This window comes from Aliiroseovarius crassostreae, assembly GCF_049803815.1.
GTDB lineage: Bacteria > Pseudomonadota > Alphaproteobacteria > Rhodobacterales > Rhodobacteraceae > Aliiroseovarius > Aliiroseovarius crassostreae_A.
This window is the reverse complement of record NZ_JBNAGI010000002.1, coordinates 556,220-580,036: the sequence shown is the minus strand read 5'-3', so window position 1 is coordinate 580,036 and position 23,817 is coordinate 556,220. Positions and strand designations below refer to the sequence as shown.

Genomic DNA, 23,817 nt, shown 5'->3' with positions numbered 1-23,817 from the left:
TTTCCCCGCGCGCTCCTTATTCTTGCCCCATTTCATTAACACTTTCTTAGGCAAGAACAGCCCAAGGAAGCGGCGCAAAGCGCCCGTAGGAGGGAATGATGAAACTGGGTAAGATCCTTTTGGGAATGATGGCGGCAGCGGCCCTTTCGGCCTGTATGAAACCGGGCGAAGTGACCCGGGGGGCAACGCCCAACCTGGAATTGTCGACGGCAAGCGAGCTGACCAGCCGGGCCGTGGCCAAGTTCAATGTAACCGACGTGCGGGTGAACGTGCCCAAGACGCTTTCGGTGTCTGAAGCCAATACCTATAAGCCGCGGGCTGACATCGTGTGGCGCGAAGACCCGCTTGGGGATCGTTACGCCCAGGTCGAGCACATCTTACAGGCCGCCTTTGACCGTGGGGTCGAGACGCTGACCGAGGGACGTGAGGTGGTTCTGGATGTGACGCTGAACGAGTTTCACGCGCTGACCCAGCGTACCCGCTATACCTTTGGCGGCACCCACGCGATCAATTTTGACCTCACAGTTCTGGATGCGGCGACCGGTGCGGTGATTGAACCGACCCGGACCATCCTGGCCGATTTCCGCGCCTATGGCGGGGCAGAGGCGTTGGCTGCCGAGGCGCGAGGCGAGACGCAGAAGGTGCGCATCACCGATCATCTGGCCAAGGTCATGCTGTATGAAATGACCCGTGAACGCGATTTCCTGCCCGGTGATTTCGAGGCCCCTCAGCTGGCTGAGCTTGCTGAGGACACCCCCGACGCGCCCATTGAGGGATCGGGTGAGTGATCCGGGCACGTACAGAGTTTAATGACAGGGCGGCCTTGGTCGCCCTTTTTCATTGGCCTGTCGCGCAAAACCCGCTAACAGGCGGCCATGACTGACATACGCCCCATCCTCCGCCTGAAACCCAAAGCCAATGCCCGCGCCATCCGTCATGGCGCGCCCTGGGTCTATGACAACGAAGCCGTGACCGACCGGCGCACGAAAAAGATCGCCGCGGGGGCGATTGCGACGCTGGAAGATGGCGACCGCGCGGCCTTGGCGACGGTAGCGGTGAACCCCAACTCGCGCATTATTGCCCGGGTGCTGGACCGTGACCCCGGGGCCGAGATCGACCGCAACTGGCTGGTGGCGAAACTGTCCGCCGCCTTGGCCCACCGCGAAACGCTGTTTGACGCGCCGTTTTACCGCCTGATCCATGCCGAGGCGGACGGGTTGCCAGGGGTGATCATCGACCGGTTTGGTGACGTGGCGGTGATCCAGCCCAACGCCGCCTGGGCAGAATTGCTGATCGAGGATCTTGCCACTGCGTTGGCCGAGGTGACCGGCGTGACCACGATCTTGAAAAACGCCTCGGGTCGGGCGCGGGTGCTGGAAGGGCTGGACGAGGACAATGCCGTGCTTTTGGGCGAGGCGCCCACCGCGCCGATCCCGGTGCCGATGAATGGCGCCACCTATATGGCGGATCTGATGGGCGGGCAGAAAACCGGGCTCTTCTATGACCAACGCCCGAACCACGCCTTTGCCGCAGGGCTGGCCAAAGAGGCGCGCGTGCTGGATGTGTTCTCCCATGTGGGCGGCTTTGCGCTGGCATCTTTGGCCGGGGGGGCAACCTCTGCGCTGTCGGTTGACGGATCCGCCGCCGCCTTGGAACTGGCCGCGCAGGGCGCCACGGCCATGGGGGCTGCGGACCGGTTCGCGACCCGCAAGGGCGACGCCTTTGACGTGTTGGCGGCGCTTGGCGAAGAGGGCGCGCAGTTTGATGTGGTGATCTGTGATCCACCCGCTTTTGCCCCGTCGAAAAAGGCGCTGGAGCAAGGGTTGCGCGCCTATGAACGGGTGGCACGCCTTGCCGCGCCGCTGGTGGCGCCGGGCGGCTATCTGGGGCTCTGCTCCTGTTCCCACGCGGCGACCATCGACAAGTTCCGCAATGCGTCAAACCGGGGCATTGGCCGGGCCGGGCGGGTGGCGCAACTGATCCACACTGGATATGCGGGCGCGGATCACCCGCAACATCCGCAGCTCGCGGAAAGCGGGTACCTCAAGGCACTATTTTATCGGTTGCTGCCATGAAAGTGCTGATCGACGCCTGTGTCCTTTACCCCACCGTGATGCGGGAAATGGTGCTGGGCGCGGCGGCGAAAGGTCTGTTCACGCCCTACTGGTCGCCCCGCATTCTGGAAGAATGGGCGCGTGCCGCGGCGCGTTTGGGCGACGGGCAAGAGGTTGTGGCGCGGGGCGAAATTGCCGCCCTGGGTGCCCGTTGGCCCAAAGCCTGCGTTGTGCCGCATGAGGGGGATCTGCGCCGCCTGTACCTGCCGGATGAAAATGACATCCACGTCTTGGCCGCCGCCGTGGCCGCGGGGGCGGACGTGCTGCTGACGCTCAACAATGCTGATTTTCCGCGCCATACGCTGGCCGAAGAAGGAGTGCGGCGCGAAAGCCCGGATCTGTTTTTGCGGGGGGTTGTCGACACGCACCCCAATGAGATGGCCGCGCTGGGGCAGGCCGTCCTGGCCGAAGCGCGCCGGCTGTCGGGGGATGACGGCTGGACAATGCGCAAACTGATGAAAAAAGCGCGGCTGCCCCGGTTGGGAAAAGCGTTGGAGCAGCTTTGACCCGAGGCGGACCGTAAGGGGCTTTTGCGGCGCGGCCTTTGCCTTTTTGGTATATCTTTTTTGCGAAATTTCACCTCGGGGGCTTGCCCACCCGACAGGTTTCGATTCTAGTTTTCTAGTTTTCTAGTTTTCTAGTTTTCTAGTTTTCTAGTTTTCTAGTTTTCTAGTTTTCTAGTTTTCTAGTTTTCTAGTTTTCTAGTTTTCTAGTTTTCTAGTTTTCTAGTTTTCTAGTTTTCTAAGCACGGATTGCGCGGAGATCTGAAATGTCGAGGCCTAGTTCTTCTTCCATTTCGCTTCGTTTTTCTCAATCGCAGCAATGCGTTCCACGGTTTTCGGGTGGCTCATCAACCAGGCCGGCATAACACCGCCACGCCCCTTGGTCAGGCTGTCCAGCTTTCCAAACAGCGATTTCTGCGCCTCAGCCCCGATCCCGGATTTCATCAAAAGCGCGGTGGCATATTCGTCTGCCTCGTATTCATCTGACCGCGACAGGCCTGCCGCCACCAGCCGGGTCAACATCCGGGCGATATATATCCCGGCCCCCGGCAAAAACCGTGACAGCATCATCGCCAGCACCGTGCGCAGGGCATTTTGCCCTGCAAAATCGATCATTCGCTTCCGGGCATGCCCCAGGGCCACATGGCCCAGTTCATGGGCAATGACCGAGGCCAGTTCTTCGGCGCTCACCCGACCTTGCCGGTATTCCTCCATGAACCCACGGGTGATGAAAATGCGACCATCGGGGGCGGCCAGCCCGTTCACCGGGGCGATTTCATAGACATGAACACGAATGCGCGGCAGCTCCAACGCGCCTGCCATCTGATCGGTCAGCCGTTTCAGCGCGGGATCCGCCAGTTCGGTGGAGTTCTCGTCCAGCTCGCGATGGGTGCGCCAGACGGAAAACCGATACAGAATAAACCCGTAGAGGACCGGCAAAAGGATGGGCAGGAGCTTCAACATATCTCCTATATGGGCAGATTTGGCGGCAGGGGGAAGAGGTCAGTTGGTTGGTGTGCCTGGCTTTGTCCTCTTGTGACGGTGTCGCGCAAGGGCCTTGGCCCGAATCATCGCCCGGATCCACGTGAAAAGACCGACGGACAGGACCATCGCGGCCAGGAACCCGGCCAGATTGCCCAAAACGCCGGCGAGAAGCTCGATTTGACTGGCGAAGAAAAACCCGAGGCCCACGTAAAGTGTGACCCAGACCGTTTCGCCAAGGCCATCCCAGATCGCAAAGCGACGCCAGCGAAGCCCCGTTGCCCCGGCGGCGAAATTCACCCAAGGGCCCAGTGGCGCGACGGCCCAGGTGGACAGGAAGACGCCGATGCCGCCATGGCGATCGATCAGGGTCTGCGCGCGCGCCAGAACGGCCTTGCGCGCGGGATGTCGTGTCAGGCGATCCAGGATGGGGGGGCCGCCCCAACGCCCAATGGCATATCCGGCCTGATCGCCGATCACGGCCCCAAAAAAGGCCGCGGCCACCACGTCAATCAGGTTCAGATCCCCCACCGCCGCAAAGGCTCCACCGGCCAGCATCATCAATGAGGTTGGGATTGGCAGCGCGAGACAGGACAGGACAGCCGAGGCAAAAACCACCCCGGGACCGTAGCTGGTGAGCAGCGAAAAGACCGTATCCGCAGCGATCATTTGCGGGTCTCCGGCGCGGTCTGGTTTGCGCGATAGGTCGAAATCTCTGCTTCGATCTGCGCAATGAACTGTTTCAGCGGCATGGCATGCTGCGCTGCGATGTCTTTCATCGACCCGGGCCTGTCGCCGGCGTTGAATTCGGGGGCAACGCTTTGAAGAATAGCGATCATTTCCGGGCGCGGGATGTTCCAGGAATGGGCCACGTAGCGCGGTGTCATCCAGCCGGCAATCGGCTGGTTACGATGCGCTGGATCGTTCCAATACAGTGTCTCGGCCACTGTGCGGGCGCCAAAAAACACGGCAGCCGACAGGCACAACGCCAACAGCCCCGTGGCCAGCGGGGCCGCGTGCCACATGGTTTTCAACTGTGTTCCGATCCGGTTGATGAACCCGGTTGACATGTCAGCCCCTTTCCCCGTTTCCTGTCGCGGCCCTTTTTGCGCCATTGGCCTGTTGCAGTTTATACGCGGTGGCTGTGCAATTCCGTCGTGCTCTCCGCGACATTTCGCCGGATTTCCCCCAGGCCCCCCACGCGCCTATCCACATCCCAGCACAGCGCAAGGACCGCGACCATGACCAAATCCCGCCTCATCTGGATCTTTCGCAAAATCGCATCCGTAGAAGGGTGGAGCTATCTTTTGCTGCTGTTTGTCGCCATGCCCCTGAAATACTGGGCCGGCATGACCGAGATCGTGCCGCTGGTCGGCATGATCCATGGCTGGTTGTTTGTGGCCTATATGATCGCGATGTTTGCGGCGTCGTCTTATGGCGGACTGTCGATGACGCGGGTGAACTGGGCCATCCTCGCCAGCCTTCTGCCCTTTGGGACGTTTGTACATGATCCCTATCTCAAACGCGCGGAAGACGCGGCGCGGGTGGCGCAGACCGCTTAGCGCCCCAACTCCTTCATGCCCCGTTCGATCCCTTCCAGGGTCATCGGCACCATGCGGCCTTCGAAAATCTCGTTGATCATCTGGATCGACTGCGTATAGCGCCAATGGTGTTCCGGCGTCGGGTTGATCCACAGGTGATCCGGCCATTGTTCGCGGGCGCGCTGAAGCCAGACCTGTCCGGCCTCGTCATTCCAATGCTCGTTCGCGCCACCGCGATAGGCAACCTCGTAGGGGGACATGGAGGCGTCGCCTACGAAAATGCATTTGTAATCAGATCCATAGGTGCGCAGAACCTCCCATGTGGGGGTCTGATCGTTCCAGCGCCGCGCATTGTCGCGCCACACGCCTTCATAAAGGCAGTTGTGGAAATAGTAATATTCCAGATGCTTGAATTCGGCGCGCGCGGCCGAGAACAACTCTTCCACCACTTTGATATGTGGGTCCATCGATCCGCCCACATCCAAAAACAGCAGAACCTTCACCGCATTATGGCGTTCCGGCCGGGTCTTCACATCCAGATAGCCATGTTCGGCGGTGGCGCGGATGGTGCCATCCAGGTCCAGCTCTTCATGCGCGCCGTCGCGGGCCCAGTTGCGCAGACGTTTCAGCGCCACCTTGATATTGCGCGTGCCCAGTTCAATATCGCCGTCCAGGTTCTTGAATTCACGCTTGTCCCAGACCTTGACCGCGCGTTGGTGGCGTGACCGGTCCTGACCGATCCGCACCCCTTCGGGATTGTACCCATAGGCCCCAAAGGGCGAGGTGCCTGCAGTGCCGATCCACTTGTTGCCCCCCTGATGGCGCCCTTCCTGTTCTTTCAGGCGCTCTTTCAGGGTTTCCATCAGCTTGTCAAAACCGCCAAGGGCTTCGATCTCGGCCTTTTCTTCGGGGGTCAGGAATTTCTCGGCCATTTTATCCAGCCATTCCTGCGGGATATCCACGGCTTCCAGCATGTCATCCATGCTGATCGCTTCCAGCCCCTCGAAGCTCATCGCGAAGGCGCGGTCGAACTTGTCGATGTTGCGTTCGTCCTTCACCATCGAGGTGCGGGCGAGATAGTAGAACCCTTCGATGTCATAGGTCACAAGGCCTGATTTCAGACCCTCCAGAAAGGTCAGGTATTCGCGCAGCGACACTGGCACGCGGCAAGAGCGGAGGTTTTCGAAAAAAGGAAGAAACATCAGGGGCCTACCAGGACAGGATCACGGTGATGAAAATGGCGGCAACCGCAAAGAACAGCCCATGAATCGCCGCATATTGCGCGATGTCGAACCCGGTTCCGCCGCGCGATTTCGCACGCCACGCCCCAAGCGCTGCGCCACATATCAGGGCTGCCATCACGAACATGCCTCTCTCCCTCAAACAAGGGCGGCCCCGCGTCATTGCGCGAGGCCATCACCCGTTGGATACTCCCGATCCCGATGGGACCGTGCCGGTTACCCGGGTGAGATGGCGGCGATTTCTTCCAACCGTGCGCTCACCTGGGCGGTGGAGCCAAAGCCATAGCGCGCCCAGCCCAGACTGTCGAGCCTCACAAGCTGTGCTTCGGTGTGACGTCCCGCAACGTCCAGCGCTTCGGCCTTGAGCATCAGGAGGGTGGACAGAAGGGCTGCGTTTTCGGCGGATTTCACCGGAACGATGTGGCCGTTGATGATGTTGATCGCTTCCTCCGCACGGCCCGCCGACAGGGCATAGGCGGCCAGCTGGACCCCCATATGCGCGGCCTGAAGTTTGGCCCCCGGTGTGGTGCGATAGATCCGGTCCGCTTCGTGGAAGGCGGCAAAGGCACCGTTCCCATCCACAGTCAGGGACAGGCGCCCCTTGGCGAACAGGCTGAACGCCAGGCGTGTATCACGCCACCCTTGCGCCCGGGCAATGTCCACGGCCCGATTGGCAGCGGCGCGTCGTTTGACCATCGAAGAGCCTTGCCCCAGCGCCGTTTCGATCGCGTCTTTCCAGGCGCGCGGCGCGGGTGAGGCGAGCCGTGGCAGACCGGCGCCTCCCGATGGGTTGAGCCGGGCGAGCAGGGCCGGCAGACGTTGGGCCACCTCGGACCGGGTCATGCCCGAGCGCAGTTCCGGCGCGTAATACGCCCGAAGCACCAACATGTCGAACCCCGTCAGAACGGTGTGGAAATTGTCATCGTTGAAGACCGAATTGGTCAGGCGATAGAGGTCGTTGACCGGGCCAAGCGCCTGGGCGACCTCTTCGTGCAGACAGTCGCGCATTTCCTGCGGGGCCACGTCGCCGGGCAGGAACACGGACATGCGGGTGCGGGTTCTGAGCTTGGTCCAGTCGGTAACGGCTGTGCCGCGGAACTGCTTGTATTCGTCCCAGCCCGAGACGTTGGGCGCCACGAAACAGGCGGCATGTGGAACCAGGCGCTGCAGCTGCCGTTTCGACACCACTTCCAGCGTGATTGACGCGGGCTGATTGGCGGGCACCTGGCGAATGTTGATCCCCGCCTCGATCCGAAGCCGTTGCAGCAGCCGCGTCAGATCCTCTTGCATCTGCGGAGAGCCGCGCCCGAGCACCCGCAGCGTGACCGGCCCTTCGAACCGGCTGAGATAGGGCAAGCGTCGCCCGCTTTCCAATTCAAAACTCAAATCAAGAAAATCACCGGCGATATCGGCATTGGCCCGCGCGGGGCGGGGGATGGCCGTGCCGGCAAAGGCTTTCATCGGGGGCAGGGCATGGGGCAGATCACCAACCTGTCGCGCTGTCACTTCCCCGATCCGGGCAGAGGCGCGTGTGCCCCCATCCGGTCCGGTGGACATGCAGCCCGTCAGAACCAGCCCCCCCAGGGCCATCGCAGCCCCCAGTACTATTTTCCGCATCGTCAGCTCCTTCCGATCCCGGACGCGCGCGGAAACGGCGCGCGGACCCGGATGTAGGTCTTTCGTGCGGTATGGTTGACGGTATGGGGTGATGACCGTTGTGCGGCCCGACATGATCGCCCGGGTGGGGCGGTGACACGTCGTAATCCGCGATGATGATCACACAGACACCGATCTGGCCGGGCAGGAGGCAGCCCTGCATCAACCGTTTCAGCATCGATCATCCGGTCGCAAACATCCGCCACCCTGCGCCAAAACAGGCGCGGATCAAGCCCCGGGGGCGCAAATTCCCCCGTGACGGCCCGCCTCCGCGGGTGGCGATCGTTCGAATGCGCAGACATCTGGCGGGGTGGGGCGGTTTCAAGACCCTCATACCCGACAGTCCCCCACCAATCTGACATGAGACCTTCCCACGGGTCGGCATGACAGAATTTGGCGGATCGCGTCAGCGTCCGAACGGAGATGTAGGCATTGCTTCCCATAACAATACAAACACACCGTATTCATGCCCCCCCAGGCATGGCTCAGGTTAGTTAATATTCCACGTCAAAGAAAGAAAAAGACGGGCGGAAATGTGGCCTAAATAGTTTGTTTCCACATTTGAACCAGTTAAAAATCAATATCTTGTTGTGGATAACTGCGTTTCCACAAGGCATTTTGGCGGGATTGTGGCAATTGCGGCGAAATTGTGTCGAATCGGGCAACAATGTGGCGGGCCGGGGCAGGAGCGGGCCGGGGCAGGACAGGGACACAGGGATTCGAGAGCTCCCACAGCAGACGGCGCAATTGGCAACAGATGTTGAGAGAGGGACCACAAACGGACAGGCGGCCCAAAGACCGCCTGTTTTTTTTGTTCTGGGCGGAGGATGCCGCCCCCTGTCATGTTAAGGGTGTCAGCGCTGGCCGCGGGCCATGAAGGCGAGCCGTTCAAATAGATGCACATCCTGTTCGTTCTTCAACAGAGCCCCATGCAAGGTGGGCAGTGCATTGGCACCATCCCGTTTCAGATCCTCGGGGGAAATATCTTCGGCCAGAAGCAGTTTCAGCCAATCCAGCACTTCCGAGGTCGACGGTTTCTTCTTCAGCCCGGTCTGTTCGCGGATCTCGTAAAACTGCGTCAGCGCGGTGGTCAGAAGCTGCGGCTTGATGCCCGGGTGATGCACCTCGACGATCTTGGCCATGGTTTCCATGTCCGGGAAGCGGATGTAATGGAAGAAACAGCGGCGCAGGAAGGCGTCGGGCAGTTCTTTTTCGTTGTTCGAGGTGATGATGATGATCGGGCGATGTTTCGCGCGGATGGTCTCGCCGGTCTCGTAGACGTGAAACTCCATCTTATCAAGCTCTTGCAACAGGTCGTTCGGAAACTCGATATCCGCCTTGTCGATTTCGTCAATCAAAAGCACGATGCGTTCGCCGGCTTCGAACGCCTCCCACAGCTTGCCGCGCTTGATGTAGTTGGAAATGTCATGCACGCGCTCATCGCCCAGCTGGCTGTCGCGCAGACGCGACACCGCGTCATATTCATATAGGCCCTGCTGCGCCTTGGTGGTGGATTTGATGTTCCATTCGATCATCTTCGCGCCAAGCGCCGTCGCCACCTGGCGGGCCAGTTCGGTTTTGCCGGTGCCTGGTTCGCCCTTGACCAGCAGCGGGCGTTGCAGCGTCACAGCGGCGTTCACGGCCACTTTCAGGTCTTCGGTCGCAACATAATCGGCAGTGCCTTCAAAACGAGTGGTCATGGTGGTGTCTGGGTCCTGTCATCAATGCGTCTTGCCGCCCTGAGGTAAAGAGGGGCGGGGCATTTTGCAAGGCGGGTGGGGTGGAAACGGGGGCGTCAACCGCATTGGCGCGCGTTGACGTAACGTGACGGGCGCTGTCGCCACCTGGGACTGCGGAGTGTATGTGCACGGTATAAGGGGGAGGTTTTTGGCGTTTTTCACCATATTGTTTCCATAACATGCTCAATTCACGCGGGAATTTCTGATTGCGCAATCATTTGAAGACAAGAGAGCCGCCAGGACGCTTTCTGCTAGTGACAAGGCGTGCAAGCGGGTGTAAACGAACGCCAGGAGGAAACCGGGCAGCACGAGGGAATGGAGAGCATCACCCATGCACGTTCGGGAGCAAAAGGACAAAGAGATGAAAGCGGAAGTTTTCCTGCCTGATGATTATCGGCCCGCGGAAGATGAACCTTTCATGAATGAGCGTCAGACCGAGTATTTCCGTCGCAAATTGGAAGCGTGGAAGGCTGAGCTCCTTGATGAAAGCCGTCACACCATTGAAGGCCTGCAAGACAATACGCGCAACATTCCGGATATTGCAGACCGGGCATCCGAAGAAACCGATCGCGCGCTGGAACTGCGCACCCGTGATCGCCAGCGCAAGCTGGTGGCGAAGATCGAACAGGCGCTTCGTCGGATCGAAGAGGGCGAATATGGCTATTGCGAAGAGACCGGCGACCCGATCTCTCTGAAACGCCTTGATGCGCGCCCGATTGCGACCCTGAGCCTTGAAGCCCAGGAACGCCACGAGCGCCGCGAAAAGGTGCATCGCGACGATTGATCGGCGGCACTATTCACAAAGCGACAGCCCGGGCAGATCCCGGGCTTTCGTTATTTGAGGGCAGGGCTTTTTTCAGGGTGTGACCTTTCAGCGACTTGCCCCTAGGGCGGGCATTGCCGAGAATAATGGAAACGAGACAATGTGATCCGGGTCGCAGATCGGCTTGGCAAGGTGTTGGCGCATGATGACAGATCAGGAAATCACCGTTCTGGGCGGTGGGATCGGCGGATTGGCCGCCGCAATTGCGTTGGCCCAGAAGGGGGCCAGGGTGACAGTGCTGGAACAGGCGCCCGAAATTGCCGAAGTGGGCGCGGGGCTGCAGATCAGCCCCAATGGGTTTCGCGTGTTGCAGGCGCTGGGGCTGGAACAGGCGGCCTATGACAACTCCATGCGCTCTATCGGTGTCTGGCTGCGCGATGGTCTGTCCGGGCGCGAGGTGTTTGACCTGAATTTCGATGCGCTGGCGCCCGATGACACGTTTTTGCTGTTTCACCGGGCCGACCTGATCGGCCTCCTCGCCGACGCCGCCCGCGCCGCGGGGGTTGAGATCCGGCTGAACCAGAAAGTGGCGGATGTGGAAGATGGCCCCGACGGGGTCACGGTTCAGTTCGCGGATGGCAGCACCCATGGCTGTCAATTCCTGGTCGGGGCAGATGGGCTGCATTCCGTGGTGCGTGGCAAGCTAAACGGCGAACAAAAGCCGTTTTTCACCGGACAGGTGGCCTGGCGCGCGATTGTGCCGGCCTCGGGGCGCGAACAGGCCGAGGCGACAGTGTTCATGGGACCGGGGCGCCATATGGTGACCTACCCGCTGCGCGGCGGCTCTCTCGTCAATATCGTGGCCGTTGAAGAACGCGAGGCCTGGGTGGATGAGGGATGGAACACGCCCGATGACCCCTCCAATCTTTGCGCCGCCTTTTCGGGCTTTTGTGATGATGCCGTTGCCCTTTTGGAACGGGTTGAGGATGTGAAGGTCTGGGGGTTGCACCGGCACGAGGTCGCCCCGGTTTGGTATCAGGGCAGCAAGGGCGGCCATATGGTGCTTTTGGGCGATGCCGCGCACCCGACCTTGCCCTTCATGGCGCAAGGGGCGGTGATGGCATTGGAAGATGCCTGGGTGCTGGCCCATTGCCTGTCAGTGGCTGGGATGGAGCGGGGCGGCGCGCTGTATCAGGCCCGCCGTGGCCCGCGCACAAGGCAGATTGTTGAGGCCGCAAACAAAAATGCGCGCAACTATCATTATGGCAACCCGGCAGCGCGCTTTATCGGCCACACGGCCCTGCGGATTGCGGGCAAGGTTGCGCCCTCGGCCGTGTATAACCGGTTTCGCTGGATCTATGATGCTGATGTCACGGCTGACGTGGTGCAGCCGGAACGATAAGCTTTAAAGCGTTTCGGTTTTATCCTGACACTGGGCAAAACCGAAATGGGGAAAACCGAAATGGGCAAAACCGAAACGCCGTAAGAGATATCAATGTCTTGGGCGCTTCGGAAGAACTGGGCGTTTCGGAAGAAACAGGTATCTCAGGTTGATCCCGAAACGCTTTATCGGGTCAGCAGATCGTCAATCACATCGCCGGAAATCCCGTTGGACAGGGGCGAGAAATCCCCGTCGCCGAACATGGCGTTTGCCGCGTCATGGATCGCCCGGTGGGTCACACGCGCCAATGCCGATCCCAATGAAATCCGCGCAACACCTGCCTTGGCAAACGCGTCCCGTGTCACATTGGTGAACGGCCCGGCGGCAAGGGCATTGACCGGCAGATCGGTGGCGGCGCAGATGCGTGCCTGATCTTCCAATGTGCCGGGCAGGGGGATGTAAAGCGCATCGGCCCCGGCGACCTCATAGCCTTTGATCCGCGCCAAAGCCTCCTCCAGATCATATTGCCCGTTCATCACCCCGTCAGCGCGTGCCAGCAGCACAAAGTCGCCGGGCAGGGCGCGGGCCGCGGCACTGGCGGCACGAATGCGCTCGATGGCCAGATCGCGCGCATAAGGCGTGGCGGCGGGCAGTGCCGTGTCTTCGATGGAAATCCCGGCCAGCCCGATCTCTGCCGCCAGCCGCACGGTTTCGGCGCATGTCTCGGGATCATCGCCAAACCCGTTCTCAAAATCGCCTGACACGGGCAGATTGACCGCCGCCACCAGATCCTGCGCATGGGCCAATGCTTCGTCCCGCGTCACGTGGCCCATATCCGGGCGCCCCAACGTAAACGCATGCGCGGCGGAGGAGGTTGCAATCGCCTCTGCCCCCATGGCGGTCAGCATCCTGGCGCTGCCAATATCCCAGGCATTGGCCAGGATGAACGGGTTGCCCTTCTGATGCAGGGCGCGAAACTGGGCGCCGATATCACGTGTCATAAACTGTCCTTTCAAATGCGGCTCACGACCGTTCTGCGGTCAGGGTCCAGGCAAGCGTCAGGATCTGGTCAAGCGCATCCAGAAACCGCTCATCCTCCACCGTCATCGCCACCCGGATATGTCCGGCTGCCGCCTGACCAAAGCTTTCGCCGGGCATGACCGCAATCCGGTTCCTGCGCAAAAGCTCCTGCGCGAATCCTTCGCCGGTCAGCCCCGTCACCCGCACATCCAGCATCAGATACATGGCCCCGCCCGAGGGCACCAGTTTCACCAGATCCTGCCTGCCAATCAAGTCCAGCGCCGCCGACCGGCGACGTTGAAAGGGCGCGGCAATCTGTGCTTCAAACGCTTGCCCCTGTTCGAGCGCAAAAAGCGCGGCGTCCTGAATAAATCCCGGCACACCGTAAGTGGTGGTGATGGCGAGGGTTTCCAGCTGCGAAATCACCTGTTCCGGGCCGACTACCCAACCAATGCGACTGCCAGTCATCGCGTGGCTTTTCGACATCGACCCGACCACCAGCGTGCGATCCTCCATCCCGGGCAGCGCCCGCGGCGAGATATGACGCCCCTGCCAGACCTGCGTGTCATAAACCTCGTCCGAGATCAGCCACAGGTCTTCGTCCTGACAGACACGGGCAATCTCGCCAAGGGTTTTGGGCGTGTACACCACGCCGGTCGGGTTGTTGGGCGTGTTGATCAACAGGCTTTTGGCACCCTTGGCCGCCGCACGAATATCTTCTGCGCGCGGCTGAAACCCATCTTCCGGGCGGGTGGCGACCCGTATGGCCTCTGCCCCAACCGAGCGTATTGTGCCGGGATAGGTTGTGTAATGCGGATCAAGATAAAGCGCGCGCTCACCGTGGTCGCAACAAGCCATATGGGCCGCAAACAACCCCGCCTGACCGCCCGGGGTGATGATCACGTTTTCGCGCCGGGTCGGCACGCCCGTCTGGGCCTCAACCCGCGCCGCCACCGCATCACGCAACCCGTTGGTGCCGGCAATGGCGGCATATCCGGTATGTCCGCCCATGGCGGCGTCATGCATCGCCTTCAACACCGACGGATCGGTGCGAATGTCATGTTCGCCAATGGTCAGCTCGGTCACGTCTTCCCCCGCCGCGATCATGGCACGCGCCTTGTAAAACACGCCCCACCCATCATCGCCGCCATCCAGAATGCCGGTGATCCGCCCTGAAAGCTTCATGTCTGCACGCTCCGCGATGTCAAAACTCTCCCGCACGGCGCCACGGGTCCCCCCGTGAAGTCAATTGCAATTCTCCCGCGCCCGCCCTGACCACACGCCACTTCTGCCATCTTTGGACCATAAATATCCCCGCCGGAGGCATAAAATTTCAAATCAACCCTTTCCAAAGCCCCCAACGCATGAGATAGGGACGTGCCAAACGAAAACTCCCAAGGAGAACGCTCATGGAGATTCGCGAGGCCCTTACCTTTGATGATGTCCTGCTGGTGCCGGCGGCCAGTAATGTGCTGCCCTCGACGGCAGATACGGCCACCCAGGTGACCAAATCGATCTCTTTGAACATCCCGCTGATGTCCTCGGCGATGGACACGGTGACCGAAGCGCGGATGGCGATTGCCATGGCCCAGGCCGGCGGTATGGGGGTTATTCACAAGAACCTTGATGTGGAAGAACAGGCCCGCCAGGTGCGCCGGGTGAAACGCTTTGAAAGCGGCATTGTCTATAACCCGATCACCCTGACCCCGGATCAGACGCTGGCCGATGCCAAGGCATTGCAGGACCGGTATCGCGTGACCGGCTTCCCGGTGGTGGAGGAAGACGGCCGCGTCGTCGGGATCGTCACCAACCGCGACATGCGCTTTGCCACCTCGGATGACACGCCGGTATCGGTGATGATGACCTCGGACAATCTGGCCATGCTGCGCGAACCGGCCGAGCTGGAAGAGGCCAAGTCGATGATGAAAGCGCGCCGGATCGAAAAGCTGCTGGTGGTGGATGAAGATGGCAAGCTGACCGGTCTTCTGACCCTGAAGGACACCGAACAGGCCAAGCTGAACCCGACCGCCTGTAAAGATGATCTGGGCCGGTTGCGTGTGGCGGCGGCCAGTTCCGTGGGCGAAAGCGGGTTTGAACGCTCCAAGGCGCTGATCGATGCGGGCGCGGATATCGTTGTGGTCGACACGGCGCACGGCCATTCCGCCGGGGTGATCGAAGCGGTGAAACGGATCAAGGAATATAAGCCCGATCAACAGGTTGTGGCCGGGAACGTCGCCACGGCCGAGGCCACCAAGGCCCTGATCGAAGCGGGCGCCGATGCGGTCAAAGTGGGCATCGGCCCGGGCTCGATCTGCACCACGCGGATGGTGGCGGGCGTCGGTGTGCCGCAGCTCACTGCGATTTCCGATTGTGCCAAGGCGGCAGGCGACGTGCCGGTGATTGCTGATGGTGGCATCAAGTTCTCGGGCGATTTCGCCAAGGCGATTGCCGCGGGGGCCAGCTGCGCCATGGTCGGCAGCATGATCGCGGGCACGGACGAAAGCCCGGGCGAGGTGATCCTCTATCAGGGTCGCTCGTTCAAGGCCTATCGCGGCATGGGGTCGCTGGGCGCCATGGCCCGCGGGTCCGCAGATCGCTATTTCCAGAAAGACGCCGCCAGCGACAAGCTGGTGCCGGAAGGGATCGAGGGGCAGGTGCCCTATAAAGGCCCGGCCGGAACCGTGATCCACCAACTGGTGGGCGGGTTGCGCGCGGCGATGGGCTATACCGGCAATGGCACCGTGGCAGATATGCGCAAGAATTGTAATTTCGTGAAGATCACCGGGGCTGGCCTGAAGGAAAGCCACGTGCATGACGTGCAGATCACCCGCGAAAGTCCGAACTACCGCATTGGTTGAATTAACATGATGTTGCGCGGCAAAGTTAAAGTGAATTGGGGGTCTCTGTGACCCCCGCCGCGCGCATCAGCGCTGCCATTGAGGTGCTCGACCTGATCCAGTCCGGGCAGACCGCTGAGCAGGCGCTGTCCGGCTGGGGGCGCAGCCATCGCTTTGCCGGATCCAAGGACCGTGCGGCCATTCGCGACCACGTGTTTGACGCGCTGCGCCGCCTGCGCTCCTCCCAGGTTCTGGGGGGCGGCACAGACGGTCGGTCGATCATGATCGGCCTTCTACGTGGACAAGGGGTGGAGCCGGGGGACCTGTTTACTGGCGAAGGCCACGCGCCCGCCCCGATTTCCGATGCCGAACGCAGCCGCTTTGCTACAGCAGAAGGCTGTGTTGCGCTGGATTGCCCCGACTGGGCGTATGAGGAGTTTCGGGCAGGGCTGGGCGCAGACACTGATCAGATCCTTGAACGTCTGCGCCACCGTGCCCCGGTGTTTCTACGCGCGAACCTCGCCCGGTGCACCCGCGACGAAGCCATCGCGGCGCTCGCGCGCGAAGGGGTGGTTGCAAGGCCACATTCGCTTGCAAGCTCTGCCTTGGAAGTCATTGAAAACCCACGTAAAGTCGCCGGGTCAGAGGCCTATCGCACCGGTTTGGTAGAGCTGCAAGATGCGGCGTCTCAGGCTTTGGTTGAATGTCTTGGGATCACTCCGGGAATGCGTGTTCTGGATTACTGTGCTGGCGGGGGGGGCAAAGCCCTGGCCATGGCGGCGCTTGGGGCCGAGGTGGTGGCCCACGATATTTCCCCGCGCCGGATGAAGGATTTGCCGGAACGCGCACGCCGCGCGGGGGGGCACATTCAAACCTGTGCCACCACGGATTTGGCCGCTCTGCCCAAGTTTGATCTGGTCCTGGCGGACGCCCCGTGTTCCGGCAGTGGGTCCTGGCGGCGGGATCCTCAGGGAAAATGGCATATGTCCGCGGAAAGATTGACTGAAATTCAGTCGATACAGCGTTCTATTTTAAAAGAAATTCCGAAATTTGTGTGTCCTGGAGGGGTGATGGCCTATGCCACGTGTTCGCTGTTTGCCTCGGAAAACGAGGATCAGATCGCGACGGTGGAGCGTGATTGGGCCCTACGGTCCAAGCGGCAATACACGCCCCTGGACGGTGGAGACGGGTTTTTTGTGGCTCTATTGACGCGGGAATCTTAAAAGGGTTAGATCAACCTGAGGGGTTTGGTTTGTCTTTTTCTTGCGTAAGGCGATGTTCGTTAAGGCTGCGTTAACGATGCCTGCGTCATAGATAGACAATCGTAAACCTATGAAAGGGAGCCACGTGGCACGAACTGCCTTGTCTCCGCACCCGATGGTCAAAACTGCCCAGGATCTGGCGCCGCACGCGATCCTTGTTCTCGCCGTGGCCATTGGTGTCATTGCTGCCGGAATTGCCCTGCCCAATCTGCCTTACGCGGTCAGCACGGCATTGTTGGTCTGCGGGGCCACGTTGTTTTGTCTCGCAGCCCTGATCACCGGCCTGTCGCGGTGGTCCAGGCATCAGGTAGGTCGATTGTTCCAAGCCCTGAAAACCTATGCAGACCATGATTCATCCGCCGTGTTTGCGACGGATCCGGATGGTGAAATTCTTTATATGAATCAAGCGGCAAGCGCGCAGTTCGACGGCAAGCCCGGACAAACCCTGACCCGCGCCTTCCGGGATCTCTTTGCCGCCCCCTCGTCGGTGCTTAGTCGATTGCAAAGCCGCGCCGAAGCCACCCAATCGGCCAATGAGGATATCGTGCTTCGCCATGGTCACGTGCGTCTGTCGGTTCACAGCATGGCTGATGCCGGATTTTTGTGGCGGGTGGACACCCTGACGGATCGCGCCGCGACCGGGAGAACGGGGGAAAATATCGCCTTGCCGATGATGACCGTTTCAAAGAACGGGACGATTCTGTTCATGAACGAAGCGGCGCGGATGATGCTGGGGGGCCGAGAAACCACATTGGACCGCGTCTTTGTCGAAATGCCGGTGCGCACCGGTGTGCCCGTCAATGTGACCGGTCATGCGGGGCCTGTTTCCGTGATTGTTTACGAAGTGGCCTGTTCGGCAGAGCGAAAGGAAATCTACCTGTTGCCGGCGGACAGCTCGCCGACCATGACCAAGGGGGAGTGGGCTGTCGTCGAAGGGTTGCCCGTGCCTCTTTTGAAACTGGATGCGTCCGGTCAGATTGCCATGGCCAACAAACGCGCCCGCGATTTGTTGTCTGATGAGGATGCCGTGGGCAGTTTGCTTTCAGATCAGGTGGAGGGGCTGGGGCGACCGGTGTCTGACTGGCTGGCCGAGGCCCGGGCAGGGCGCCATTTGGGGCGCACCGAAGTGGTGCGTGCCAGCAAACCCGAAGACGAGGTGTTCTTGCAAATTTCACTCAGTCAAATGAGCGATGAACAGGGGCCGACGCTGATTGCTGTGCTTCAGGATGCCACCGAGCTGAAAACGCTGGAAGCGCAATTTGTGCAAAGCCAGAAAATGCAGGCCATTGGTCAGCTTGCTGGCGGTGTTGCCCATGATTTCAACAACCTGCTGACCGCTATTTCGGGCCATTGCGATCTGCTGTTGACAGGGCGGGACGAGGCGGATCCGGAGTATTCCGACCTGGCGCAGATCCATCAGAATGCCAATCGTGCGGCCTCATTGGTGGGGCAGCTGCTGGCCTTTTCCCGCAAACAAACCCTGCGCCCCGAAGTGATTGATCTGTCTGATACGTTGTCGGATCTCACCCATCTTCTCAACCGCCTTGTTGGTGAGAAGGTGTCGTTGGAACTGGACCATGATGACAAGCTTCTGGAAATCCGTGCGGACCGGCGGCAATTGGATCAGGTCATTATGAACCTTGTGGTGAATGCCCGGGATGCGATGCCCAGTGGCGGCGTGGTGCGGGTGGAAACACGCAACGTGATCCTGGACGACCCGTTGGAGCGGGACCGGGCCACGGTTCCCGCGGGCGAATATGTCACCGTGCGGGTGATTGACCATGGCACCGGCATCAGCGCCGACAAGGTCAACAAGATTTTTGAACCGTTCTTTACCACCAAGAAAGCGGGCCAGGGAACCGGACTGGGCCTGTCCATGGCCTATGGGATCATCAAACAAACCGGGGGGTTCATTTTTGTGGATTCCGTCCCCGGGTCAGGGACCACTTTCACGCTCTATTTCCCGGTATGGAAGGCGCAGGTCATGGCTGATGTGACGTCTTCTGGCACCGCGCATATCAATCATGAAGGCGAAGTTGAGGCGAACGGGTATGCGCAAAACACGCGCAGCCTGCCCCAGGGAGAGGGGGGGCTTGTTCAGGGGGCTTCCTCGCCAGACCCCTTGGTGCTGACCAATGAAATTCCTCCTGCCAGGGACGATGCAGCGCAGGAAAAACAGAATGAGACCGTCCAGTCGATCATTTCAAAGGTTACAGGATCGACCAATGGGGCACCTGAACAGGCACATGGGCGCAAACCAAATGGATCGGCCCTGCCGTCCCCAACCCATGACCTGACCAGTTCCGGGGCTGGTGGCGTGGTGCTTTTGGTTGAAGACGAAGCGCCGGTGCGCGCATTTGCATCTCGTGCGCTGCGCATGCGGGGCTATACGGTGCTTGAGGCGGAAAGCGCGGAAGAGGCATTGCAGATCCTCGAAGATACCACATTGGAGGTTGATGTTTTCGTGACGGATGTTGTTATGCCCGGCATGGACGGGCCGACCTGGGTGATGAAAGCGATGGAGCGACGACCCGGCGTGAAAGTGGTGTTCGTCTCCGGCTATGCCGAAGATTCGGTGGCGGAGCATCAGGCACGGGTGCCGAATTCGGTGTTCCTGCCCAAACCGTTTTCCCTCACAGAGCTGACCGCAACGGTCCAGCAACAGATACATTAATGTTTAAAAACAAAAGGTAACCACTTTTTTGAGAAGATTAAGAATTTGGTTACCAAACTCGCCTTATCGTCATTAAGGTAAATAACAAGTTGATATGTTCTCTTTTTGTCCTATAGATTGGATGCAAGAACATCAGGTGAACAAATGGCCGAGTTGCCGTGCGGACCTTGGTGTGAAATAAGGGATGAAACAATGGCGACTGCGGATATTTTTGACATGAAACGCGATAGCGACAAGCAAAAGGCGCTGGACAGCGCATTGGCCCAGATCGAACGTCAGTTCGGCAAAGGTTCGATTATGAAACTGGGGGCCGACAATCCGGTCGCTGAGATTGAAAGCACATCAACCGGTTCGCTCGGGTTGGACATTGCCCTGGGGATCGGCGGCTTGCCGAAAGGGCGGATCGTCGAGATTTACGGCCCGGAAAGCTCGGGTAAAACCACGCTGACCCTGCATTGTGTGGCGGAAGAGCAGAAAAAAGGTGGCGTCTGTGCCTTTGTCGATGCGGAACATGCGCTCGATCCGCTCTATGCCAAAAAACTGGGCGTCGATCTGGATGAACTGCTGATTTCGCAACCCGACACGGGCGAGCAGGCGCTGGAGATTGTTGATACGCTGGTGCGGTCCGGGGCGGTGAATATGGTTGTGGTCGACTCGGTCGCCGCGCTGACCCCTAAATCGGAACTTGAAGGTGACATGGGCGACAGCAATGTCGGGGTTCAGGCCCGTTTGATGAGCCAGGCGATGCGCAAACTGACTTCGTCGATCGCGCGCTCCAACTGCATGGTGATTTTCATCAACCAGATCCGCATGAAGATCGGCGTGATGTTCGGCAGCCCCGAAACCACAACCGGCGGCAATGCGTTGAAGTTCTACAGCTCGGTCCGCCTGGATATTCGTCGCATCGGCCAAATCAAGGACCGCGACGAGGTTGTGGGCAACGCGACCCGCGTGAAAGTCGTGAAAAACAAGGTCGCGCCGCCGTTCAAACAGGTCGAGTTTGACATCATGTATGGCGAAGGCATCTCGAAAATGGGCGAGTTGCTGGACCTTGGTGTGAAAGCGGGCGTGGTTGAGAAATCTGGATCCTGGTTCAGCTACGGCGATGAGCGCATTGGGCAGGGCCGTGAAAACGCGAAGACCTATTTGCGTGAAAACACCCGCACCGCGCTGCAGATTGAAGACAAGATCCGCGCCGCACATGGGCTCGATTTCGATATGCCGCCGGGTGAGAAAGACGAAGATGACGGCCTTCTGGAAGCCTGATCCTTTGTGATCAAATTTCAGTCACGTTGAGCGGAGGCCGGGGTCATTCCCGGCCTTTGTTTTTCTGGGGTTCATTGAATTTGTCACCAACATCAAGAGGCCTGTGGACAGGGGGCACGGGGGCGGGTAAACCACTGCGAAAGCTGACAAGAGGCATTGACACATGGCCAGTCTGAACGACATTCGCTCGACCTTCCTGGATTACTTCGCAAAGCAGGGGCATGAGGTGGTGGACAGCTCTCCGCTGGTGCCACGCAACGACCCCACGCTGATGTTCGTGAATTCGGGCATGGTGCAGTTCAAGAACCTGTTCACCGGGGTGGAAAAACGCGATTACGTGCGGGCGACCACGGCGCAAAAATGTGTGCGTGCGGGTGGCAAACACAATGACCTCGACAATGTGGGCTATACGGCGCGCCACCATACATTCTTTGAAATGCTGGGGAATTTCAGCTTTGGGGATTACTTCAAACACGAAGCCATCCCCTTTGCCTGGGAGCTGATCACCAAGGAATTTGGGATCCCGAAGGACAAGCTTTATACCACCGTTTATCACACCGATGACGAGGCGTTTGAGATCTGGAAAAAGGTCGGCGTGCCGGAAGACCGGATCATCCGTATCGCCACCAATGACAATTTCTGGCAGATGGGGCCAACCGGTCCATGCGGGCCGTGCACCGAGATTTTCTATGATCACGGTGACCATATCTGGGGTGGCCCGCCGGGCAGCCCGGAAGAGGACGGCGATCGGTTCATCGAGATCTGGAACATCGTCTTCATGCAGAACGAACAGTTCGCGGACGGGTCGATGGTGCCGTTGGACATGCAATCGATCGACACCGGCATGGGGCTGGAACGGATCGGCGCGCTGTTGCAGGGCAGCCATGACAATTATGATACCGACCTGTTCAAAGCGCTGATCGAGGCGTCGGCCCATGCCACCAATGTCGACCCGTATGGGGATAAAAACGTACATCACCGGGTGATCGCCGATCACCTGCGCTCGACCTCATTCCTGATGGCGGATGGTGTGTTGCCGTCGAACGAAGGGCGCGGGTATGTGCTGCGCCGCATTATGCGTCGCGCCATGCGTCACGCCCATTTGCTGGGCGCCAAGGATCCGGTCATGCACCGTCTGGTGCCCGAACTGGTGGCGCAGATGGGCCAGGCCTATCCTGAACTGGGCCGTGCGCAGACCATGATCGAAGAGACGCTTCTGAATGAAGAAACCCGGTTCAAGAAAACGCTGGATCGCGGCCTGAAACTGCTGGATGACGAGCTGTCGGGCCTGGGCGAGGGCGACGACCTGCCCGGCGATACCGCGTTCAAACTTTACGACACTTACGGGTTCCCGCTCGATTTGACGCAGGATGCGCTGCGCGAAAAGGGGCGTGGCGTGGATCAGGCCGGGTTTGATGCTGCGATGCAGGAGCAAAAAGACCGCGCGCGCGCGGCGTGGTCCGGGTCTGGCGAAGCCGCGGATGCGACGATCTGGTTCGACCTCGCCGAAGAGCACGGCGTGACCGAGTTCCTGGGCTATGACACCGAACATGCGGAAGGTCAGGTTCTGGCGCTTGTGTCCGGTGGCGACCGTCGGGACACCGCCAAAGCCGATGACGAGGTTCAGATTGTCGTGAACCAAACGCCATTTTACGCCGAGGCCGGGGGGCAAGTGGGCGACAGCGGTCTTATCCGCACCGAAACCGGGTCCGCACGCGTGACGGACACCAAAAAAGTGGCCGATGTGTTTATTCATTTTGCCAAGGTGGAAGAGGGTGAAATCAAGGCCGGGCAGGGCGCGGAACTGGCGGTGGACCACCTGCGCCGCTCGGCCATTCGCGCCAACCACTCGGCCACCCACCTGCTGCACGAAGCCTTACGCAACGAACTGGGGGACCATGTGGCGCAGCGCGGGTCGCTGAATGCGGATGATCGGTTGCGGTTCGATTTCAGCCACAACAAGGGCGTCACCGCGCAGCAATTGTCAAACGTGGCGCGCGAGGTGAACACCTATATTCGCCAGAACACCAAGGTCGAAACCCGGATCATGACGCCGGATGATGCGCGCGAGATGGGCGCGCAGGCGCTGTTCGGTGAGAAATACGGTGACGAAGTGCGCGTGGTGTCGATGGGCCACGCGCCCACCGGCAAAGGCACCGATGGCGAGACCTATTCGATTGAATTGTGCGGCGGCACCCATGTGGCGCAGACCGGTGAAATCGGTGTCTGCGTGATCCTGTCCGAAGGGGCAAGTGCAGCCGGGGTGCGTCGAATCGAGGCGCTGACCGGCAAGGCGGCGTTTGCCTATATCGAGGAAGAAGCCGCGCGTGCGTCGGAGCTTCAGGGCATGTTGAAGGCCAAGCCGGAAGAGGTTGTGGATCGGATCAAGGGCCTGATGGACGAGCGCAAGGCGCTGAACGCCGAAATTTCCAACCTGAAACGTGAGCTGGCCAAAGCAGCGGGCGCGGGGGCCGAGGTCAAGGAAATCAAGGGTGTGAAATTTCTGGCCGCTGTGGTGCAGGGCGTGGGCGGCAAAGACCTGCAGGCCTTGGTGAATGAGCACAAGGATGGCATCGGGTCCGGCGCGGTTTTGATCATCGCCGACAATGAGGGCAAGGTGGCCGTGTCCGCCGGTGTGACCGCCGATTTGACCGACAGACTGTCGGCGGTGGATCTGGTCAAGGCGGCGGTGCCGGAACTGGGCGGCAAAGGCGGCGGTGGCCGTCCGGAACTGGCCCAGGGCGGTGGTGCTTCGGCGGAAAATGCCGAGGGTGCGATCAAAGCAGCAGAGGCCGTTCTGGCCGGGTGATCCGAAAAGCTGATCGGGTGGTCAAAAACC

The 23,817-nt window shown here is 60.1% G+C and carries 20 protein-coding genes; 11 read left to right on the top strand and 9 right to left on the bottom strand.

The window, feature by feature from the left end; genetic code table 11:
• Window positions 1–98: 98 nt before the first annotated feature.
• From ACP15V_RS08530 to ACP15V_RS08520, 3 genes are all read left to right on the top strand, one after another.
• Window positions 99–788 carry a DUF6778 family protein gene (locus tag ACP15V_RS08530; RefSeq protein ID WP_424943246.1) on the top strand — a complete coding sequence of 230 codons (690 nt, stop codon included), beginning with the start codon at window positions 99–101 and terminating at the stop codon, window positions 786–788.
• An 87-nt stretch (window positions 789–875) separates the two neighbouring features.
• A complete protein-coding gene (locus ACP15V_RS08525; RefSeq protein WP_424943245.1) occupies window positions 876–2,075 on the top strand; it encodes an RSP_2647 family RNA methyltransferase in 1,200 nt (399 codons plus the stop codon).
• Window positions 2,072–2,620 (top strand): RSP_2648 family PIN domain-containing protein, encoded by a 549-nt coding sequence (locus tag ACP15V_RS08520; protein ID WP_424943244.1) that lies wholly within the window; start codon window positions 2,072–2,074, stop codon window positions 2,618–2,620. The genes ACP15V_RS08525 and ACP15V_RS08520 overlap by 4 nt, the downstream gene beginning before the upstream one ends.
• A 273-nt stretch (window positions 2,621–2,893) precedes the next feature.
• Here ACP15V_RS08520 and ACP15V_RS08515 read toward each other — a convergent pair whose 3' ends face one another.
• From ACP15V_RS08515 to ACP15V_RS08505, 3 genes are read right to left on the bottom strand one after another with little or no spacing between them, the layout of a single operon-like run.
• On the bottom strand, window positions 2,894–3,580 hold the full coding sequence (locus ACP15V_RS08515) for a M48 family metallopeptidase (RefSeq protein WP_424943243.1): 687 nt from the start codon (window positions 3,578–3,580) through the stop codon (window positions 2,894–2,896).
• A gap of 39 nt (window positions 3,581–3,619) precedes the next feature.
• Window positions 3,620–4,267, bottom strand: coding sequence for a DedA family protein (locus ACP15V_RS08510; protein ID WP_424943242.1), 648 nt, complete (start codon window positions 4,265–4,267; stop codon window positions 3,620–3,622).
• Window positions 4,264–4,668 (bottom strand): hypothetical protein, encoded by a 405-nt coding sequence (locus ACP15V_RS08505; RefSeq protein WP_424943241.1) that lies wholly within the window; start codon window positions 4,666–4,668, stop codon window positions 4,264–4,266. The genes ACP15V_RS08510 and ACP15V_RS08505 overlap by 4 nt, the downstream gene beginning before the upstream one ends.
• A gap of 171 nt (window positions 4,669–4,839) precedes the next feature.
• Here ACP15V_RS08505 and ACP15V_RS08500 point away from each other — a divergent pair, with 171 nt between their 5' ends.
• Window positions 4,840–5,160 (top strand): DUF3817 domain-containing protein, encoded by a 321-nt coding sequence (locus ACP15V_RS08500; protein WP_424943240.1) that lies wholly within the window; start codon window positions 4,840–4,842, stop codon window positions 5,158–5,160.
• On the opposite strand, the gene ACP15V_RS08495 is transcribed toward ACP15V_RS08500, so the two are convergent.
• From ACP15V_RS08495 to ACP15V_RS08480, 4 genes are all read right to left on the bottom strand, one after another.
• Window positions 5,157–6,341 carry a vWA domain-containing protein gene (locus tag ACP15V_RS08495; RefSeq protein WP_424943239.1) on the bottom strand — a complete coding sequence of 395 codons (1,185 nt, stop codon included), beginning with the start codon at window positions 6,339–6,341 and terminating at the stop codon, window positions 5,157–5,159. The genes ACP15V_RS08500 and ACP15V_RS08495 overlap by 4 nt on opposite strands.
• A gap of 7 nt (window positions 6,342–6,348) precedes the next feature.
• Window positions 6,349–6,507: a hypothetical protein gene (locus ACP15V_RS08490; protein ID WP_424943238.1), complete on the bottom strand. Its 159-nt coding sequence runs from the start codon at window positions 6,505–6,507 to the stop codon at window positions 6,349–6,351.
• An 89-nt stretch (window positions 6,508–6,596) separates the two neighbouring features.
• On the bottom strand, window positions 6,597–7,997 hold the full coding sequence (locus ACP15V_RS08485; RefSeq protein WP_424943237.1) for a DUF2927 domain-containing protein: 1,401 nt from the start codon (window positions 7,995–7,997) through the stop codon (window positions 6,597–6,599).
• An 893-nt stretch (window positions 7,998–8,890) separates the two neighbouring features.
• The gene (locus ACP15V_RS08480; protein WP_424943236.1) at window positions 8,891–9,736 is read right to left on the bottom strand and encodes an AAA family ATPase; all 846 of its coding nucleotides are present in this window, start codon (window positions 9,734–9,736) and stop codon (window positions 8,891–8,893) included.
• A 400-nt stretch (window positions 9,737–10,136) separates the two neighbouring features.
• Here ACP15V_RS08480 and dksA point away from each other — a divergent pair, with 400 nt between their 5' ends.
• Both dksA and ACP15V_RS08470 read left to right on the top strand, forming a co-directional pair.
• Window positions 10,137–10,559 carry an RNA polymerase-binding protein DksA gene (gene dksA / locus ACP15V_RS08475; RefSeq protein ID WP_424943235.1) on the top strand — a complete coding sequence of 141 codons (423 nt, stop codon included), beginning with the start codon at window positions 10,137–10,139 and terminating at the stop codon, window positions 10,557–10,559.
• A 181-nt stretch (window positions 10,560–10,740) separates the two neighbouring features.
• The gene (locus tag ACP15V_RS08470; RefSeq protein WP_424943234.1) at window positions 10,741–11,940 is read left to right on the top strand and encodes an FAD-dependent monooxygenase; all 1,200 of its coding nucleotides are present in this window, start codon (window positions 10,741–10,743) and stop codon (window positions 11,938–11,940) included.
• Between the two features lie 164 nt (window positions 11,941–12,104).
• On the opposite strand, the gene ACP15V_RS08465 is transcribed toward ACP15V_RS08470, so the two are convergent.
• Together ACP15V_RS08465 and ACP15V_RS08460 are read right to left on the bottom strand one after the other, a co-directional pair.
• Entirely contained in the window at window positions 12,105–12,920 is an 816-nt protein-coding gene (locus ACP15V_RS08465) for an isocitrate lyase/PEP mutase family protein (RefSeq protein ID WP_424943233.1), read from the bottom strand.
• Between the two features lie 22 nt (window positions 12,921–12,942).
• Window positions 12,943–14,124, bottom strand: coding sequence for a pyridoxal phosphate-dependent aminotransferase (locus ACP15V_RS08460; RefSeq protein ID WP_424943232.1), 1,182 nt, complete (start codon window positions 14,122–14,124; stop codon window positions 12,943–12,945).
• Between the two features lie 224 nt (window positions 14,125–14,348).
• Between ACP15V_RS08460 and guaB the strand changes: the two genes are divergently transcribed.
• The 5 genes from guaB to alaS all read left to right on the top strand — a co-directional run bounded on the left by guaB (window position 14,349) and on the right by alaS (window position 23,787).
• Window positions 14,349–15,797, top strand: coding sequence for an IMP dehydrogenase (gene guaB / locus ACP15V_RS08455; RefSeq protein ID WP_424943231.1), 1,449 nt, complete (start codon window positions 14,349–14,351; stop codon window positions 15,795–15,797).
• A gap of 47 nt (window positions 15,798–15,844) precedes the next feature.
• Window positions 15,845–16,999: an RsmB/NOP family class I SAM-dependent RNA methyltransferase gene (locus tag ACP15V_RS08450; RefSeq protein WP_424943230.1), complete on the top strand. Its 1,155-nt coding sequence runs from the start codon at window positions 15,845–15,847 to the stop codon at window positions 16,997–16,999.
• A 124-nt stretch (window positions 17,000–17,123) separates the two neighbouring features.
• On the top strand, window positions 17,124–19,712 hold the full coding sequence (locus ACP15V_RS08445) for an ATP-binding protein (protein ID WP_424943229.1): 2,589 nt from the start codon (window positions 17,124–17,126) through the stop codon (window positions 19,710–19,712).
• A 192-nt stretch (window positions 19,713–19,904) separates the two neighbouring features.
• Entirely contained in the window at window positions 19,905–20,978 is a 1,074-nt protein-coding gene (gene recA, locus ACP15V_RS08440; protein WP_424943228.1) for a recombinase RecA, read from the top strand.
• 163 nt (window positions 20,979–21,141) lie between these two features.
• Entirely contained in the window at window positions 21,142–23,787 is a 2,646-nt protein-coding gene (gene alaS / locus ACP15V_RS08435; RefSeq protein ID WP_424943227.1) for an alanine--tRNA ligase, read from the top strand.
• The last annotated feature ends 30 nt before the right edge of the window (window positions 23,788–23,817 follow it).

Coding starts and splice junctions, on each gene's coding strand:
- recA (WP_424943228.1), top strand. CDS start 19,905: ATGGCGACTGCGGATATTTTTGACATGAAACGCGATAGCGACAAGCAA.
- ACP15V_RS08485 (WP_424943237.1), bottom strand. CDS start 7,997: ATGCGGAAAATAGTACTGGGGGCTGCGATGGCCCTGGGGGGGCTGGTT.
- guaB (WP_424943231.1), top strand. CDS start 14,349: ATGGAGATTCGCGAGGCCCTTACCTTTGATGATGTCCTGCTGGTGCCG.
- ACP15V_RS08520 (WP_424943244.1), top strand. CDS start 2,072: ATGAAAGTGCTGATCGACGCCTGTGTCCTTTACCCCACCGTGATGCGG.
- ACP15V_RS08490 (WP_424943238.1), bottom strand. CDS start 6,507: ATGTTCGTGATGGCAGCCCTGATATGTGGCGCAGCGCTTGGGGCGTGG.
- dksA (WP_424943235.1), top strand. CDS start 10,137: ATGAAAGCGGAAGTTTTCCTGCCTGATGATTATCGGCCCGCGGAAGAT.
- alaS (WP_424943227.1), top strand. CDS start 21,142: ATGGCCAGTCTGAACGACATTCGCTCGACCTTCCTGGATTACTTCGCA.
- ACP15V_RS08480 (WP_424943236.1), bottom strand. CDS start 9,736: ATGACCACTCGTTTTGAAGGCACTGCCGATTATGTTGCGACCGAAGAC.
- ACP15V_RS08500 (WP_424943240.1), top strand. CDS start 4,840: ATGACCAAATCCCGCCTCATCTGGATCTTTCGCAAAATCGCATCCGTA.
- ACP15V_RS08470 (WP_424943234.1), top strand. CDS start 10,741: ATGATGACAGATCAGGAAATCACCGTTCTGGGCGGTGGGATCGGCGGA.
- ACP15V_RS08530 (WP_424943246.1), top strand. CDS start 99: ATGAAACTGGGTAAGATCCTTTTGGGAATGATGGCGGCAGCGGCCCTT.
- ACP15V_RS08465 (WP_424943233.1), bottom strand. CDS start 12,920: ATGACACGTGATATCGGCGCCCAGTTTCGCGCCCTGCATCAGAAGGGC.
- ACP15V_RS08495 (WP_424943239.1), bottom strand. CDS start 6,341: ATGTTTCTTCCTTTTTTCGAAAACCTCCGCTCTTGCCGCGTGCCAGTG.
- ACP15V_RS08515 (WP_424943243.1), bottom strand. CDS start 3,580: ATGTTGAAGCTCCTGCCCATCCTTTTGCCGGTCCTCTACGGGTTTATT.
- ACP15V_RS08525 (WP_424943245.1), top strand. CDS start 876: ATGACTGACATACGCCCCATCCTCCGCCTGAAACCCAAAGCCAATGCC.
- ACP15V_RS08460 (WP_424943232.1), bottom strand. CDS start 14,124: ATGAAGCTTTCAGGGCGGATCACCGGCATTCTGGATGGCGGCGATGAT.
- ACP15V_RS08510 (WP_424943242.1), bottom strand. CDS start 4,267: ATGATCGCTGCGGATACGGTCTTTTCGCTGCTCACCAGCTACGGTCCC.
- ACP15V_RS08505 (WP_424943241.1), bottom strand. CDS start 4,668: ATGTCAACCGGGTTCATCAACCGGATCGGAACACAGTTGAAAACCATG.